Source organism: Rhizobium sp. SG_E_25_P2, assembly GCF_029892285.1.
Taxonomy (GTDB): domain Bacteria; phylum Pseudomonadota; class Alphaproteobacteria; order Rhizobiales; family Rhizobiaceae; genus Rhizobium_E.
Map to the genome: position 1 here is coordinate 107,111 of NZ_JARXVM010000015.1, position 15,177 is coordinate 122,287.

The following is a 15,177-nucleotide window of genomic DNA, read 5'->3' on the forward strand; positions in this document are numbered from 1 at the left end:
CCATGCGCTTCCGCCTGAGGGACGTTCCTCATTGGCTCTGGACAGGCCCTTTCTCTGCGCCTACCTATGGGCCGCAGAGGATGCGGCGTGGCCGCCGAGGGAGGAAATCCATGCTGACTATACCCGATCTCGCCGGCAAGGCGGTCTTGATCACCGGCGCATCGACCGGCATCGGCGCGGCGCTTGCCCGCGCCTTTGGCGCGCAGGGCGCCAAGGTGATCGTCCATTACAATTCGAGCGCCGACGCGGCCGAACGCGTGGCCGCTGATATCAGGACGGCGGGCGGCGAGGCGGCGCTGGCGCGCGGCGACGCCTCGAAATCAGCGGAAATCGCCCGCGTCGTGGACGAAGCCGCAAGCGCCTTCGGCCGTCTGGATGGTTTGATCAACAATGCCGGCGCCATGGTCGCCCGCACGCTCTATGAAGACATGACCGACGACTATTATGACGCGGTGATGGATCTCAACGCCCGTTCCGTGGTGTCTGCCTCCAAGGCGGCGATCGCCCATCTCAAGAAAGACGGCGGCTTCATCGTCAACACCACCTCGGTGGCCGCCCGCACCGGCGGCACGGCAGGCTCCGGCGTCTACGGTTCGTCGAAAGCCTTTGTCGGCGCAGTCACCAAGGGGCTGGCGCTCGAATTCGGCAAATATGGCGTGCGCGTCAATGCGGTCGCGCCCGGCTTCATCGAAACGCCGTTCCAGGAAAAATACGCGCTGCCGGGCCAGAGCGAGAAGGTCGCCGCCGCCGTGCCGTTGGGACGTCCGGGCGCGCCGGAAGATTGCGTCGGCGCCTATCTCTTCCTCGCCTCCGCCCTATTGTCGGGCTATGTCACCGGCCAGACCATTGATGTCAACGGCGGCCAGATCATGCCTTAAGCGCGATCTGGACAAACAGGTTCTGATCAAGTCGCCGAGTTGACGCGGTTTCGGATTTCCGTACAAGCTTTGCTGCGCGGAAGCACATCGCCGACGCCTGCGTTCGCCGAAATAGCGGAGCGCGACGGAAAGGAGAGCGCCAGCCCAGGGAGCCGGCGCGAGGGGATCATGGACATTACGCCTCCGAAAAGACTTCACAGGGAAGCGCTGATCTGGGTGATCGGCCTTGTCGGCACGGCGCTGGCCGGCATGCTCTACAGCTATGTGGCGTTCAATAACTTGATGATGGGGGCGCTTTACGCGCCCTTCAGCATCATGCCGACTATTCTCTTCGAACGCGGCATGTTCCTCAATCGCCTCAGGCAATGGACGACATCGCTGTCGACGCCCGCTTATGTCCTGACCAAAGTGTTGTTCTTCACCGTCCTGTTCATCATCGGCTCGCGTTGCGCCTCGCTGCTGCATTGGTGGATCGATGGGGCCGATCCGCGTATCAGCATCCGTCAGCACGCGCCGCCCTTGACGGCCTGGCTGTACGGCATGGTCGTGGCCTTGGTGCTCAGCGCGGCGCTGAGGGTGCGCGAACTGCTCGGGCGCGGCATCTTCACCGATATCGTGCTCGGCCGCTACCGGCGGCCGGTGGAGGAGGATCGCATTTTCCTCTTTCTCGACGTTACCGGCTCGACCGGTTATGCCCAGCGCAACGGCCCGACGGCGGCGGCGAGCTATATCGGCCGCATCTTCAAGATCATGTCGGAGCCGGTGCAGGATTGGGGCGGCGCGATCGACGATTATATCGGCGACGCCGCGCTGGTGTCCTGGCCGATGCGCGATCCGCTCAATGGCGCCCGCTGCCTGCAATGCGCCTTCGATGTGATTCGCAAGCTCGACAAACATACGCCAGACACCGTTCGCCGCTTCGGACAGGCGCCGGAAGTCCGCATCCTCATTCATGCGGGACCGGTGGTGCGGGCCGAAATCGGCGTCGACCATCACAAGATTTCCTATTTCGGCGACACGATCAACATGGTCGGCAAGCTCGAAGGCGAGATCAAGCCGCTCGGCCCCGGCATTTTCGTCACCGAGGATGCGCTGGCGCTGGCTTCCTTGCCCGATCACGCCGAAGCCGCCCATTGCGGCGAATTCCACATCAAGGGTCTGGAACGCGCGGTGGCGTTGAAAACGCTCACCAGCCGCGCCCGCGCCGCAACTGCGCCGCTTCAGATCGCCGGAGTAGCCGCAGCGTAGCGGCCAGATTGCGGGTTACTCCGCCGCGTCTGCTCCCGCGCGCTCCATCAGGTAGCGTGTCGCGAGCGCGACATGGCGAGGAATGTGCTTGTCGTCGCGATAATGGGCGATCTGACGACGGGAGAGACCGAGCGCTGCCGCCATGCCGCCGAGGCTGAGCCCGAGCCGCTGCATGGCGTGGCGGAAATCCGCGTTGCTGAAGTCGATATCCGGCAGGCGCTCGAGCCAAAGCGCGCTGAGCTCGACGCCATCGGGCCATTCCAGGGCATCGCCATAGTCGGAAACGTTGAAACGTCGAAAGGCGTCATCGTCGTTGCGGAGCGGAATGAAGGACTTCCGGCTCTCCAGGACTGGCCTGAGGTCGACGCGCTTGGGCCGGCCGCCGTCGAAGGTGATTTCAACCTCACGCCCCTCGATGGGATGCGCCTTGATGATGCGCGGCAACGGCGCGCCTATCCGGATCCTGTCATCGCTCATTGAGCCGCGTTTTCCGACCAAGAAGAGTGCACTTTGTGCACTAATATATCTCATGAGCAGCAAAGCGCGACGGGAAGACGATCAAACCCCAATTCGACCCAACGCCGGGATCTTCACCCCCGGCCTCATCACATCGAGCCCCGCCACCAGCCCGAAAAGATGCAGTTCCACGCCGCTCTTGACGCCCACCGATAGTCCCGCGAGCCCGTAAAGCGTCAAATGCAGGTCGCCGGCGGCGTCATAGGCGATGAAATCGCCGCCGGGCAGATAATCCCGGCCCACGGCATTGGGCGGCAACACCGCGTCGATCTCGGGCACAGAGCGTAAGATTCCCGCCACGAAGGTGTTGGAGTTCGGCCCGGGCCACAGCCGATAGCTGCCGGCTGCCGCATGCGGATAGGCGGCGATCGCCGCCTCGATCTTCGGGATCAGCGCCTCGGCGCGATCGCCTTCGGCCTGCCAGACGATGTCGGGCGCATTCGAATACCACCGCCCATCGGCGGGATAGCCGTTCCTCCTGACCGGATTGCCCCAGCCGACCACGTCGTAGCGGTCATAGGCGTCCGCGCCCTCGCGCTTGACCACGATCCAGCTATGGACGGCGAAAGCGCCTTTGAGCCCGCCGGTTCGCGCCGCCAGCACCGCCACGCGGGCGCGGGCGTCGCTTGCGGGCGAGGGGAGAACGCCGCTCGCGCCCCAATCGGCCGCGCGCCAGTTGGCGGGTCGCTCTCGCGCCGCCCAATAGCCGGCAGAAGCCAGGCTCGGCAGCAGATAAAGCGCGGCGATTGCGAGCGACACATGCTTGAGGCCTCTCATCCGCGTTGATTTCCCCTTCAAATTTTGCCATGCCCTCACGCGAGTTTAGTTTTCCAAGTGAATTTCGGCTTTCTGAGGGTGGAATCATGACCAATCCGGTGTTGGTGGACGTCACGCGCGGCGATCTCGTCGAGAGCCGCCATCGCGGCATGGTCGCTGTGGTCGATGGCGAGGGCAAGGTCGTGTTCTCGCTGGGTGAAATCGATCGCCCGGTGTTTCCGCGCTCGGCCTGCAAGGCCATGCAGGCGCTGCCCTTGGTGGAAAGCGGCGCCGCCGACGCCTATGGTTTTGGAAACAAGGAACTGGCGCTGTCGGCGTCTTCCCATTCCGGCGAACCTGAACACGCAGCGCTCGCAGCCTCCATGCTCGCCGCCGCCGGCCGCTCGGAGGCCGATCTCGAATGCGGCTCGCATTGGTCTTTCGAGCAGCCCGTCGCCATCGCCCAGGCGCGCGCCATGGAGCGGCCCAATCAGTTGCACAACAATTGCTCCGGCAAACATGCCGGCTTCATCTGCGCCGCCTGCCACACCGGCATGGAGGTCAGGGATTACGTGACCTATGAGCATCCGCTGCAGGGCGAAATCCGCGGCGTGATGGAGGGCCTGACCGGGGCGGCGCTCGCGCATGACACTTGCGGCGTCGACGGCTGCTCGATCCCCACTTACGCCGTGCCGCTAAAGGGCCTCGCCCATGGCTTCGCCAAAATGCTGACCGGCGAGGATCTCGAACCGAACCGTGCCAGATCCGCCCGCCGCATCATCGACGCCTGCATGGCGGAACCTTTCTACGTCGCCGGCGCGAAACGCGCCTGCACCGAACTGATGGCGCTCGCGCCGGGCCGCATCTTCGCCAAAACCGGCGCCGAAGGCGTCTTCTGCGCCGTGGTTCCGGAGAAAGGTCTTGCCGTGGCGCTGAAATGCGAAGACGGCGCCACCCGCGCAGCCGAAAGCATGGTCGCCGGCGTGCTCGCCAAACTCTTCGACCACGACCAGGATATCGCCACTAAGCTGAAAGCGCGGGCGAGCTATGTGATGAAGAACTGGAACGGCATCGAGGTGGGCAAGGTCAGGTATAATCCGGCGTTTTGAGGCAAAACGATCTATTGAGCGGGATCCGGCTCGATCAAGGTCTGCTGATCGCGCTCCACAATATGCTGGGCGTGAAATCATAGCCCAGGCGCAGCCAGCGCATCACATCGAAGGGATGGCCGATGATAACGTCGGCTGGACCGATCTGATAGCGGAGCGCCTGAAGAGGCCTTGATCCTGAGGCCGTTTGCACGATCTGCGTGTCGATGACCGTGGCGTCCTTCGTCACAAAATCACGCAGATTGTCGGTGATGAGAAGATCGGCCTTCGCGCCGACAGCCGTGGCCAGAACGCCGGCGTCCTCGACATCCGACATGGCAAACCGCTCTTCTCCTCCCAGAATGAGATAGGGATCGAGCCCATCCGGGCCGTATCGCATCACGTCGATAAGAGCGTTCGAATAGGCCTTGATGCGCGCTTCCGTCACCTGCATGCGGCGGAGAACCGTCTCCAGCGTGTCGATCATCTCGAAAGAGATCACCAGTTGCGCCCTATCGGCGAACCCCCAGGTCTGACCGCTGACCATGGAGACCAGCGTCTGCATGGCGGTCCCTTTGTGACCTCGATCATAAGCAATGAGATTGCCGACCAGGATATTGACGTCGAGAACGATGCGAAGGGCGCGGTTCACGCGTCATCCCCGCCGTGCAGAGCGGCTGAGGCTGGTCGCCTCTTCCAATTTGTCGATCTCTCCGCCGATGGCCTCCGGCCCGCCGAAACGATGCTCCGCCGCGATGTCGGATGTCGCCTTCTCCAGCCGAACCCGCGCCGCTGCCGCCATCATCGCCCGTCCGAGTCTGTCGATCGTCTCCTGGTCGCCCTCGGCATTCAATTCGAGGATGAAATCCCGAACACCCTTGGGAAGTCCGACGAATACGGTGATGGCGCTGGCGACGGTGTTCGACACCGACCGGTTCTCCATCGACGCCACACCCTTCAGTTTCGTTACGGTCCCGCTGTCGACATTGGCTGAAATCGTGGATGACATCGCGCGTTCCTCTAGAAATAGAGTGTTTCTATATAGCGCATTTGGGGGAGAGGGACAATGGAGGCGGACGCTGCCATGAGAGTTGTGCAGCCGAGACCATAATCGCCGCATGCGCGCCAAGTTCTTGGACCACGACCAGGACGTGGCCGCCAAGCTCAAGGCGCGTGCGAGCTACGGGATGAGGAGCTGGAACGGCGTCGAGGTGGGCAAGGTCCGGTATAATCCGGCGTTTTGAGTGGGAAGACGGTTGCCTGCATGGCCAAGCGGGCGTTGTCTGCAACAGGTTGGCCCGATGTTGCGCCGCACGGCGTTCGAGCCTATCTTTCAAGCTCAGGGAGCCGTTGATCATGTCTGCAAAGAGCGCAAATTCTATCTCGACCCAAAGCGGCATCGCGCCGGACGGTGGCGGCGCGGGCGTAGCTGCATCTTCACGTCCGATGCCTTCAGAATCCGCAGTCTTGCAATCTTCAAAACGCGACGCCGACCTCATCGAGCTTCTCGCCGTCGCAGCGAAAACCTACACCCTCAGAGTCTTCGATAATGTCGATCCGGGCAGACTGACCAACCTCTCCGATAAAGCGCGCGTCGTCGCTGAGGCGCTGATGGAGCGCGGCGACGCCCGCGCCTATGCGTTGGGGCGACGGATGCTGGCGGCTGCGGGCGAGAGCCGTGAGGTTGAAAACACCTGGAGAAAGATGATCCGCCAGTCGCTGGACGATCCGCGCCCGAGCATACCGGTGCGGCAGGTCTTCGAAGATCTCCGCGCCGGTCGCGCGGCGTTGATGAACGCGGAAGGAGATGGCGCATAATGTGGAATTCCGCCTGTTCCTGGAAGCGAAGATCACACCATGACGATCATGCGATTCAATGGGTATGAAGCCAGTGTCGATTACGACGAGGAGGCCGAGATCTTCCATGGCGAAGTCGCCAATCTGCGCGACGTCATCACCTTTCAGGGCGCATCCGCCGCTGAGTTGAAACAGGCGCTGGCCGACTCGATCGAAGACAATCTCGCCTTTTGCGCGGAACGCGGCGAGAAGCCGGAAAAGCCGTTCTCCGGCCAATTCATGGTCCGCGCCGATCCCTGCCTGCACAAGGCGGTCGCCAATGCGGTGCGCCGTGATGGGGTGAGCCTCAACAAATGGATGACGAAAGCGCTGGAGAAAGCGTTGTCGTGATGGGCTGCTACCATTCCGAAACTGAGCAGGTGAAATCCGATACGAGCAGAGAAAATTAAGTCCATGGCTAACGTCGCGCTTTTGGAGACGTTTACTACCTGGGGCGCGCAACTCGCGGCCTCCGGGCCTTCCGATGTCACAATAGAAGTATTTTCTGGTCCTCAAACGAATAATCCTACGGCAAGAATTGACATAAGTAATGAACACGTTTTTGCGCGGATTACCTTATGGGCCGATGTGAGTTTCGTTGTCGAAGCAATCGACGCGGCGACGGCTGAAATGATTTTATGGAGAGCCGGAGATGGACTTGATGACAGCAGATTCAACCTAGAGTTCAATGATGTCCTCAGCCTATTTGCCATTTGAGTTCTCTCTCGACCAATATATTTGGGCTTTCACCTCCACTTTTCGTTGACATTCTCGTCTCAGCTCTGTTTTCATCATCCTCAGCACGCAGATCCCAATTTCCCGCAACGCGTGCGTCACTCATGCGAAAAAAACTGATTTTGAACGCCTGATATACGCCCTATGCGTCGATCAAGGCTATTGCGGCAGCCTGCAAGATGGTGTGTTCGTGCATGTCACGGATTTCATTCCAAAGCGGGGCTATGTCCGGGTCGATGAGTTCCTGGACTGGGTGTTTTGGGCCGAGGGCGAAATTTGCGACGGCCCGCTTGCGATGAGGCGACGGTAAATTCTGCGCGGCCTGTTCCTGCGTCACATGGGCTCGGACACCATTTTCGCTGGTCAACTAGAATGGCCAAGTTGATTGTAGGCTGCTCGGGCAGTAATCCCACCAGGGCTTGCCGCTCACGACATGCACCTGGTCCGCCATCGTATTCTCCAAAGGCGGATATCGCGAATAGATCATCAATCGCCCATCACGCTCAAGCTTGACGCAGATTCCCTCGCTATCTTCGTATTTGACGTAATCCAGCATTACGATCGGCGGAAAATAGCGGCGACCCGGCAGAACATACGGATAGACCGGCGAATCTATGCCGAGAAAGGTTTCTGTGACGATCGAATAGCAAACCCTTCCGCCGGAAGGACAGGCGTTCCCGTCCACCCGCCATCCGGACGTCGCGAAAAAGACGAAAATGATCGCGACCGAGACCCATAAAAACCACAGGCCAAAACGTCGTGGCTTCCTCTTTGTCTCCAATGTCGCTCGCCTCGTGTGCTCATCTGTCGTTGCAAATGTATGTAGCAGGGCGCCCGCGATCCGCAATGCCTGCATCCACCCCGTCCCATTCCAACACACCTCCCACCCCCTCCACCACATCCTCTTCACCCCATTCTCACACTTTCGAGCGGAGCGCTTTCTCTTTGCTAATATAGAGTTGCGCTTGCGGGCATGAGGCCCGGGCTTATCGTTTCGGCTCCGGGGAACCGTTCGTCCCCGGAGTCGGGCGCTCCAGGCTCGCCTTGTCGTCCGCTGCGTTAGAGCAGGGGAGGCCGCGCGAAAACATGTTTGCCGGACGCTATCTCAGATGGGCGGCGCTTGCCGTCGGGGCCTGGGTGTTTTTCTCCTTTTATCTCTACTACGCCTCCTGGCTGTTCTTCCGGCTTTCGGGCTGCGCGGCGGCAGTAGGCGGCTGCGGCGATGTCGAGGCGCGGCTCAATGCCGTGGTCAGGCCCTATGGGCTCTTCGCCGCCGCAGCCGTCCTGCTGGCGGCCAGTGTGTTGCGCATCCATTATCTGCGCATGAGCCCGCTCTGGGGTCTGGCGCTGTTTGTCTGGTTCGGGGCGAGCGCTGAGTTTCTGATGACGGTCGGCAATCTCTGGTTCGCCCACATTCCGCTCGAAAAAGTGTTGGCCGCGCTGCCGATCGAGACGTTTTATCTGGCGGCGCTCGTGGCCTTTCTCTGCTTTCCCGTCGAGCTCTTCCGCCGCGCCGAGCAGCCGGGGCTCAGGCTCATCGCCTATGTCGCCGGCTTCGTCGCCTCCTATTCCTTCTCCTTCACCGTCGCGACATCCACCAGCCTGCCGGCCTATGTCTACTGGGTCAGCGGCTCCGTCCCGATCGCCCAGACAGTCGTTCATGTGCAGGCGGCGCTCAAGCCCTGGGTGGCGCCGGCGGACAGCGGCTTGATGCCGGCGGCTGCGGCGCTGGCGGTGTTTCTCGCCTGCCTGAGCTTCATCCTCGCCAGCCGCAAGACGCCGATCGGCCAGCCGCTCACTGTCTGATCACGCCTTGTCCGGGCTCCACCCCCGCGACGCCCGCCAGAACACCGTGCCGTCGGCATAGCCCAGCGCCTCGGCGATGCGGGCTTTCGGCATGTGCTCGGCGAGCTTCTGCTCCATCAGCAGCCGGCGATGCTCCCGCACCATTCCGCGCAGCGAAAGCCCCTGTTCGGCCAGACGTCGCTGCAGCGTGCGGGCGGACATGCCGAGTTCGGTGGCCAGCGCCGAGGCCGAGATCGGTCTGTGGCCGAGATAGATGCCGATCAGCGCCGACACTTTCTCTGCAAGCGTCGGTTCATGATCGGTATCGCCGACGATATCGGCGATATGCCGCTCCAGCATGGCGGTCAGGCCGACATCTTCGATCCGATGGATCTTTTCGGCCGCGTCGCGGGCGATGACGATGCGGTTGCTCGACTGGCCGAAGCGCAAGGGCGCCCGGAGAATGCGTTCGAGCGGCGCGGGGTCGCGCGGCCCGGCATGTTCGAAATGCACCTCCAGCGGGCTCCAGCCGCGATGGAAGGACGAGCGCGCCAGTTCCACCAGGGCGGCCATTGAAAACTCGCTGTCCTGGCGCCGCGGCCACATGGCGGGGTCGGTCAGCCGATAGCTCCAGACATAGGCTTCGCCATCCTCGATCATCCCGGATTGCGTGGCGCCCTGCACGGCGTTGACGAATTTCGCCATGCGGCGAAACCCGGCCTTGATGCTGGGCGAAATGGAAAACAGCACCCCCATCGGGCCGATGTCGGCGGGCTTGGTGGCCGATCCCAGCCGGGCGCCGAGATGGGGCTCGCCGAGGATGGACGCTGCCTCCTCGAACAGCGCGATATAGCGCGCCATCGGCGTCACGGCATAGGGATCGGTCAGCTGGCCGCGCAAAATCCCGTGCGAGGCGAGCAGAAGGTCGGTTTTTCCCGAACGTCGGTCAATTTCCTGCACCAGCGGCATCAGCACCGAGACGCGAATTGAAGCAATTGCGGGCATGCGGGTGATGAAATCAGGAGCAGCTGCCATTTAGACGGTCTCCGCGGCGCCCCGTGGCGCAAATTATCGATTCATTGGCGGAACTTGCAATTTCCGCGCCAGAATGCCGCGCCTACCCTCTTGATATAAATCAAGCAAAAGAGGGGTTGTCATGACTTTGGAAGCCAGCATGCCCACACAGCCAGACCGGTTGGCGAAGAATTCCGTCGGTCTTGCCCATATCGTCTTCTTTGTGGTGGCGGCGGCTGCGCCGCTCACCGCCGTGGTCGGCGCGACGCCGGCCGCCTTCGCCTTCGGCAATGGCGCGGGCGTGCCCGGCGCCTTCGTGCTCGCCGGCATTCTCTATCTGCTGTTTTCGGTCGGCTTCACCGCCATGGGCCGTTATGTCGGCGGGGCCGGGGCCTTCTACACCTATATCAGCCAGGGTGTGGGCAAGCCCGCCGGCGTCGGCGGCGCGCTGATGGCGCTGGTCACCTACACCGCCATACAGGTCGCGGTCTATGGCCTGTTCGGCGTGTTCATGACGGGGGCCATGGCCGGTCTCGGGCTTGATCTCGCCTGGTGGGTCTGGTCGTTTGCCGCGCTTGTCGTCGTGCATGTCTGCGGCCAGCGCAATATCGCCTTCTCCGGCGCGATCCTCGGCGTCTGCATGGTCGCCGAAATCGTCATCCTGCTGCTGCTCGATCTCGGCATTCTCTTCACCGGCGGCGGCGCGGAAGGCTTCACCATGACCTCCTTTGCGCCCGCGACGGTGTTTTCGCCCGGCCTGGGCGTCGCCATGGTGTTTGTGGTCGCCTCCTTCATCGGCTTCGAAGCCACTGCGATCTTCGGCGAAGAAGCGGAAAATCCGGAAAAGACCATTCCGCGCGCCACCTACGTCGCTGTGCTCCTGATCACCGTCTTCTATGCCTTTTCCACCTGGGCGATCGTACAATATTACGGCCCGTCCAAGGTGCAGGAAGTCGCCGGCGCCGGCCTCGAGACCTTCTATTTCAACGCCTCCGACGCCATTCTCGGCGCCTGGTCCAGCCAGGTCATGAATGTGCTGCTCATCACCAGCCTGTTTGCCTGCGTGCTGTCCTTCCACAACACGCTGAACCGGTATTTCTACGCCCTCGGCCGCGAAGGCCTGGCGCATAAGAGCCTCGGCAAGGCGCATGCGAAACATGGCTCGCCGCATGTCGCGGGCTGGCTGCAATCGGCCACGGCGGCGCTGATCCTGGCGCTGTTCGTGCTCGGCGGCGCCGATCCCTATGCGGTGGTGTTTTCGTGGATGTCGGCGCTGGCGGTCATCGGCATTCTTGCGGTGCAGGTGCTGGTCTGCGTGGCGATCGTGATGTTCTTCCGCAAGACGCCGTCGCGCCACGGCGTCTGGACCACGGTGATCGCCCCCGTCGCGGCGCTTGTCGGCCTTCTCGGCGCGCTCGGCCTGGTCATCGCCAATCTGTCCTTGCTTTCGGGCAGCGAAAGCCTGATCGTCAAGGCGTTCCCCTATGTCATCGTCCTTGTCGGTCTTGCCGGCGCGGGCTTCGCGCTCCGGGTCAAGTCCAGCCGTCCAGACCTCTACGCCACGCTCGGAAAGGCTTTCGAATGACCGCGCTCGCAAAACTTCCCATCGCCGACCGGCTGCTGGTCGGGGTCATCCTTGCCCTCACGCTGGCCGTCGCCGCCGAAGCCCATGCCTTCTGCTCGATCCTCTGCATCCATGGCGAGGCGATGATCGACCAGATCTGCGCCGGCCGCGGCTGATCCCATCCCTGGCCCGCGCGCCTGTCGCCGCGCGGGTCGTCCTGACCTGATTTTGAAGGAAACATCGCCATGGACGCCGTCGTCGCCCAAACCACCCATCCGCTCGATCTCCTCAGCCTCGACGAGATCTCCGAGGCCGTCGCCATCCTCAAGGAGGAGAAGGGGCTGGCCGAAACCATCCGGTTCCCGATCGTCCGGCTGGAGGAGCCCGACAAGGCCGGTCTCGCCGCCTATCGTCTCGGCCAGTCCCTGCCGCGTCTGGCCTTCATCCTGTCGATGGACCTCACCACCGGCGAAACGCATGAGAGCATCGTCGATCTCTCCGCCAAGGCGGTCGCCTCGCATATCCGCCTGCCGCTCGACAGCGCGCCCTATGGCCAGCCGCCGGTGATGCTCTATGAATTCGAAACCATCGAGGCCACCGTCAAGGCCGATCCGCGCTGGGTCGCCGCCGTCAAGAAGCGCGGCGTCACCGACGAGGACATTCCTCTGATCCAGATCGATCCCTTTTCCTCCGGCTATTTCGGCCGCGAGTTTGAAAAGGGCGCCCGCATCGTCCGCGCCATCGCCTATTGGCGCGAGGATATCCGCGACAACGCCTACGCCCATCCGATCGACGGCGTCGTCGCGGTGGTCGATCTGATCAACAACAAGGTGCTTGATCTCGTCGACGACGAGAAGATCGTGCCGGTGCCGAAGAAGAAGCGCAATTACGGCCGCGAGACCTTCCCGGTCACTCGCACCGATCTCAAGCCGCTGCACATCGTCCAGCCCGAAGGGCCGAGCTTCACGGTCGATGGCTGGAAGGTCAGCTGGCAGGGCTGGAGCTTCCGCGTCGGCTTCACCCCGCGCGAAGGCCTGGTGCTGCATGAACTCGCGGCCTCCGAAAACGGCAAGGAGCGCAAGGTCATGTTCCGCGCCTCCGTCACCGAAATGGTCGTGCCCTATGCCGATCCCTCGTCCAATCATTACTGGAAGAGCGCCTTCGACGCCGGCGAATATGGCCTTGGCCGCCTGGCCAATTGCCTGGAACTTGGCTGCGATTGCCTGGGCCAGATCCATTATTTCGACGTGCCGTCAGCCGACGATCTCGGCCAGCCCTTCGTGATGAAGAACGCCATCTGCATGCATGAAGAGGATTACGGCATCCTCTGGAAGCATTACGAGTTCCGCAACGGCATTTTTGAAGTCCGCCGCTCGCGCCGCCTCGTCATTTCCTTCTTCGCCACCGTCGGCAATTACGACTACGGCTTCTACTGGTATCTCTATCAGGACGGCACGATCCAGCTGGAAGCCAAGCTCACCGGCATCATCCAGACCACCGCGATCGCCGATGGCGACACCTATCGCTGGGGCGGCATGGTCGACGACAATCTCGGCGGCCCCACCCACCAGCATTTCTTCAACGCCCGCCTGCATATGGATATCGAGGGTTCCGGCAACACCGTCACCGAACATGAATTCGTGCCGCGGCCCTGGGGCGAGGACAATCCCTACGGCAATGTCTTCGACACGACGAGCCGCACACTGAAGCGCGAACTCGACAGCCCCGCCAACGCCAATGGCGAAACCGGCCGCTACTGGAAGGTCCAGAACCCCAATGTGAAGAATGCCGTCGGCAAGGCGCCGGGCTACAAAATGGTGGTCATGCCGTCGCCGGTCATGCTGGCGCAGCCGGGCTCCACCGTCGCCCAGCGCGGCGGCTTCGCCAAGAAGCATATCTGGGTCACCGCCTATGATCCCAAGGAGAAATACGCCAGCGGCGACTATCCCAATGTCCATGCCGGCGGCGATGGCCTGCCGAAATATGTCCAGCAGAATCGCGACATCGAAAACGCCGATATCGTGCTCTGGCATTCCTTCGGCCACACCCATGTCTGCAAGCCCGAGGATTTCCCGATCATGCCGGTCGAATATGCCGGCTTCACCCTGAAACCCAACGGCTTCTTCGCCTCCAACATCGCCATGGACCTGCCGGCGGAGAAGAACGACCACAGCCGCGACAATTCCAGCGAAAGCTGCTGCGCGCCAAAGGCGGAAAGCGGCTGCTGCGGCGGGACATGAGGCGGAGCAGAGTGAGACTGACGCGCCGGGGCGAGGGGCTCCGGTGCGTTGTCATACGGGATGTTGGGACGACTGCCGCCCGAACCCTGTATACGGGCGTCCCGCTATGATATGATGCTGCGTCTCGTAGGGAGAACTCAATGAAGCAGCAAAGGAAAAAAGAGCGAGAAAAGACAGCTTGGACCGTCGAGAGCGCGGGCGAGCGTCTACGGGAGATCGTGGCGAGGGTTGAAACCGAGGGGCCGCAATTCCTGAATGGCGATGCTGACCGCACTGTCGTCATGATCAGCCTTCAGGAATACCAGCGCCTCCTGGCCGATCAGCCTAGACAAGATTTCCTGAACTTCATGGAAACCTTGCCGCTCTATCGTCTCGATATGGAGAGAGAAGCGGAAAAGGAACGGGATCTGGTTTTGTGAAGGGATGGCTGCTCGACACCAATGTCGTCTCATCTCTGATGAACCCGAACGGCGCGCCAAGCGTCAAAGCCTGGGCGCGGGCGCAAGATGAAAAAAACCTCTACATCAGCGTGTTGACCTTGGCTGAATATGACAAGGGCATATTCAATCTTGCGGAGGACTCCCCGGACCGCTCTCGATATTCCGCAGCCCGTAATGCTTTGGCCCAACGATTTGCGACGCGGCTTCTGTCTGTTGGCGATGCTGATGTTTTGCTGTGGGGACGGCTTTCAGGAGATATCAAGCGCAAGACGTCTCATACCCCGCCCGTCATAGACACCCTTCTTGCAGCCGCTGCGATCAACAACGATTTGCGCCTTGTCACGCGGAACAAAAAAGACGTGGAATTTACAGGGGCTGCGATCTTCGACCCATGGGACAATCCGGGCCAAACATGATTAGCTTTTGATATAGCGCGCCGGTCTCGACTGTGTGCTGTCGCCAAGCAAGCAATGTGCAGCCCAATGCTTACTTCTTCGCCTTCTTCTTCACCGGCGTCACGACAGGTTCTGAGTCCTGCTGCTCCATGCGCAGCTGGCGCAGGCGCTCGGTCTTCTTTTCGCGGGCGATGGCTTCCTCGTCGATGATGCGGCGGGCGGTCTGATTGGTCTGGGCGATCTTTTCCTGGCTGGTCATCTTGGCCGGATTAAAGAAGGCGTCCTTGGTCGCGGTCATGCGCGGTCTCCTTTTGGGGGAGCGGCGGCCGCGCGACGATTCGCGCGGCGGCAAAGGCGTAGGTCAGCGGCGCTGTAATCAGCGCGTCGGGCGCACGGCGCGCTTCGGCGCGGGCAGCAGGCCTTCGCGCTGGAGCTTCTTGCGCTGCAGCTTGCGCTGGCGGCGAATGCCTTCGGCCTTTTCGCGGGCGCGCTTTTCCGACGGCTTTTCGTAAGCGGTGTGTTTCTTGGCTTCGCGGAACAAGCCTTCGCGCTGCATCTTCTTCTTAAGGACGCGCAGCGCCTGGTCGACATTGTTGTCACGGACGAGAACTTGCATTCGAACTCCTTCAAATCTGGCGGGCGGCGCTGTCGGCCACCGGTTGCGGATCGGTCTCGAGGACGC

General features: G+C 61.9%; 20 protein-coding genes. 12 read left to right on the forward strand and 8 right to left on the reverse strand.

All coding sequences use genetic code 11. The features are described from left to right. The first annotated feature begins 110 nt into the window (after positions 1-110). Together M2360_RS19710 and M2360_RS19715 are read left to right on the forward strand one after the other, a co-directional pair. Positions 111-878: an SDR family oxidoreductase gene (locus M2360_RS19710; protein ID WP_280777011.1), complete on the forward strand. Its 768-nt coding sequence runs from the start codon at positions 111-113 to the stop codon at positions 876-878. 168 nt (positions 879-1,046) lie between these two features. After that, positions 1,047-2,126: an adenylate/guanylate cyclase domain-containing protein gene (locus M2360_RS19715; RefSeq protein ID WP_280777012.1), complete on the forward strand. Its 1,080-nt coding sequence runs from the start codon at positions 1,047-1,049 to the stop codon at positions 2,124-2,126. A 15-nt stretch (positions 2,127-2,141) separates the two neighbouring features. Here the strand turns inward: M2360_RS19715 and M2360_RS19720 are convergent, their stop codons facing one another. Together M2360_RS19720 and M2360_RS19725 are read right to left on the reverse strand one after the other, a co-directional pair. After that, positions 2,142-2,603: a DUF2442 domain-containing protein gene (locus M2360_RS19720; RefSeq protein ID WP_280777013.1), complete on the reverse strand. Its 462-nt coding sequence runs from the start codon at positions 2,601-2,603 to the stop codon at positions 2,142-2,144. A gap of 81 nt (positions 2,604-2,684) precedes the next feature. Beyond that, positions 2,685-3,419: a DUF3750 domain-containing protein gene (locus M2360_RS19725; RefSeq protein WP_280777014.1), complete on the reverse strand. Its 735-nt coding sequence runs from the start codon at positions 3,417-3,419 to the stop codon at positions 2,685-2,687. Positions 3,420-3,505: 86 nt separating this feature from the next. Here M2360_RS19725 and M2360_RS19730 point away from each other — a divergent pair, with 86 nt between their 5' ends. Further along, positions 3,506-4,507, forward strand: a complete 1,002-nt coding sequence (locus tag M2360_RS19730) for an asparaginase (RefSeq protein ID WP_280777015.1) — start codon at positions 3,506-3,508, stop codon at positions 4,505-4,507. A gap of 34 nt (positions 4,508-4,541) precedes the next feature. Here M2360_RS19730 and M2360_RS19735 read toward each other — a convergent pair whose 3' ends face one another. Next, positions 4,542-5,138: a PIN domain-containing protein gene (locus M2360_RS19735; protein WP_280777016.1), complete on the reverse strand. Its 597-nt coding sequence runs from the start codon at positions 5,136-5,138 to the stop codon at positions 4,542-4,544. Between the two features lie 3 nt (positions 5,139-5,141). Next, complete coding sequence (locus tag M2360_RS19740) at positions 5,142-5,495, reverse strand: hypothetical protein (protein WP_280777017.1); 354 nt, start codon at positions 5,493-5,495, stop codon at positions 5,142-5,144. 458 nt (positions 5,496-5,953) lie between these two features. Between M2360_RS19740 and M2360_RS19745 the strand changes: the two genes are divergently transcribed. The 3 genes from M2360_RS19745 to M2360_RS19755 all read left to right on the forward strand — a co-directional run bounded on the left by M2360_RS19745 (position 5,954) and on the right by M2360_RS19755 (position 7,039). Continuing rightward, entirely contained in the window at positions 5,954-6,304 is a 351-nt protein-coding gene (locus tag M2360_RS19745) for a hypothetical protein (RefSeq protein ID WP_280777018.1), read from the forward strand. Positions 6,305-6,343: 39 nt separating this feature from the next. Further along, positions 6,344-6,673: a type II toxin-antitoxin system HicB family antitoxin gene (locus tag M2360_RS19750; protein WP_280777019.1), complete on the forward strand. Its 330-nt coding sequence runs from the start codon at positions 6,344-6,346 to the stop codon at positions 6,671-6,673. 63 nt (positions 6,674-6,736) lie between these two features. Continuing rightward, entirely contained in the window at positions 6,737-7,039 is a 303-nt protein-coding gene (locus tag M2360_RS19755; protein ID WP_280777020.1) for a hypothetical protein, read from the forward strand. Positions 7,040-7,424: 385 nt separating this feature from the next. Here M2360_RS19755 and M2360_RS19760 read toward each other — a convergent pair whose 3' ends face one another. Further along, positions 7,425-7,913: a hypothetical protein gene (locus M2360_RS19760; RefSeq protein WP_280777022.1), complete on the reverse strand. Its 489-nt coding sequence runs from the start codon at positions 7,911-7,913 to the stop codon at positions 7,425-7,427. A gap of 230 nt (positions 7,914-8,143) precedes the next feature. Here M2360_RS19760 and M2360_RS19765 point away from each other — a divergent pair, with 230 nt between their 5' ends. Then, positions 8,144-8,863: a hypothetical protein gene (locus M2360_RS19765; protein ID WP_280777023.1), complete on the forward strand. Its 720-nt coding sequence runs from the start codon at positions 8,144-8,146 to the stop codon at positions 8,861-8,863. Here the strand turns inward: M2360_RS19765 and M2360_RS19770 are convergent, their stop codons facing one another. Next, a complete protein-coding gene (locus M2360_RS19770; protein ID WP_280777024.1) occupies positions 8,864-9,877 on the reverse strand; it encodes an AraC family transcriptional regulator in 1,014 nt (337 codons plus the stop codon). Between the two features lie 121 nt (positions 9,878-9,998). Here M2360_RS19770 and M2360_RS19775 point away from each other — a divergent pair, with 121 nt between their 5' ends. The 5 genes from M2360_RS19775 (at position 9,999) to M2360_RS19795 (ending at position 14,516) form a co-directional block, all read left to right on the forward strand. Beyond that, positions 9,999-11,441, forward strand: coding sequence for an APC family permease (locus tag M2360_RS19775; protein ID WP_280777025.1), 1,443 nt, complete (start codon positions 9,999-10,001; stop codon positions 11,439-11,441). Next, a complete protein-coding gene (locus M2360_RS19780) occupies positions 11,438-11,596 on the forward strand; it encodes a hypothetical protein (RefSeq protein WP_280777026.1) in 159 nt (52 codons plus the stop codon). Before M2360_RS19775 ends, M2360_RS19780 begins: the two co-directional genes overlap by 4 nt. Before the next feature lie 69 nt (positions 11,597-11,665). Further along, positions 11,666-13,660 carry a primary-amine oxidase gene (locus M2360_RS19785; RefSeq protein WP_280777027.1) on the forward strand — a complete coding sequence of 665 codons (1,995 nt, stop codon included), beginning with the start codon at positions 11,666-11,668 and terminating at the stop codon, positions 13,658-13,660. A gap of 140 nt (positions 13,661-13,800) precedes the next feature. Beyond that, on the forward strand, positions 13,801-14,079 hold the full coding sequence (locus M2360_RS19790; RefSeq protein ID WP_280777028.1) for a prevent-host-death protein: 279 nt from the start codon (positions 13,801-13,803) through the stop codon (positions 14,077-14,079). Continuing rightward, complete coding sequence (locus M2360_RS19795; RefSeq protein ID WP_280777029.1) at positions 14,076-14,516, forward strand: type II toxin-antitoxin system VapC family toxin; 441 nt, start codon at positions 14,076-14,078, stop codon at positions 14,514-14,516. Before M2360_RS19790 ends, M2360_RS19795 begins: the two co-directional genes overlap by 4 nt. Positions 14,517-14,586: 70 nt before the next feature. Here the strand turns inward: M2360_RS19795 and M2360_RS19800 are convergent, their stop codons facing one another. Together M2360_RS19800 and rpsU are read right to left on the reverse strand one after the other, a co-directional pair. Further along, positions 14,587-14,793 carry a hypothetical protein gene (locus tag M2360_RS19800; protein ID WP_280777030.1) on the reverse strand — a complete coding sequence of 69 codons (207 nt, stop codon included), beginning with the start codon at positions 14,791-14,793 and terminating at the stop codon, positions 14,587-14,589. A gap of 78 nt (positions 14,794-14,871) precedes the next feature. Continuing rightward, entirely contained in the window at positions 14,872-15,111 is a 240-nt protein-coding gene (gene rpsU, locus M2360_RS19805; RefSeq protein ID WP_280777032.1) for a 30S ribosomal protein S21, read from the reverse strand. Positions 15,112-15,177: the final 66 nt, after the last annotated feature.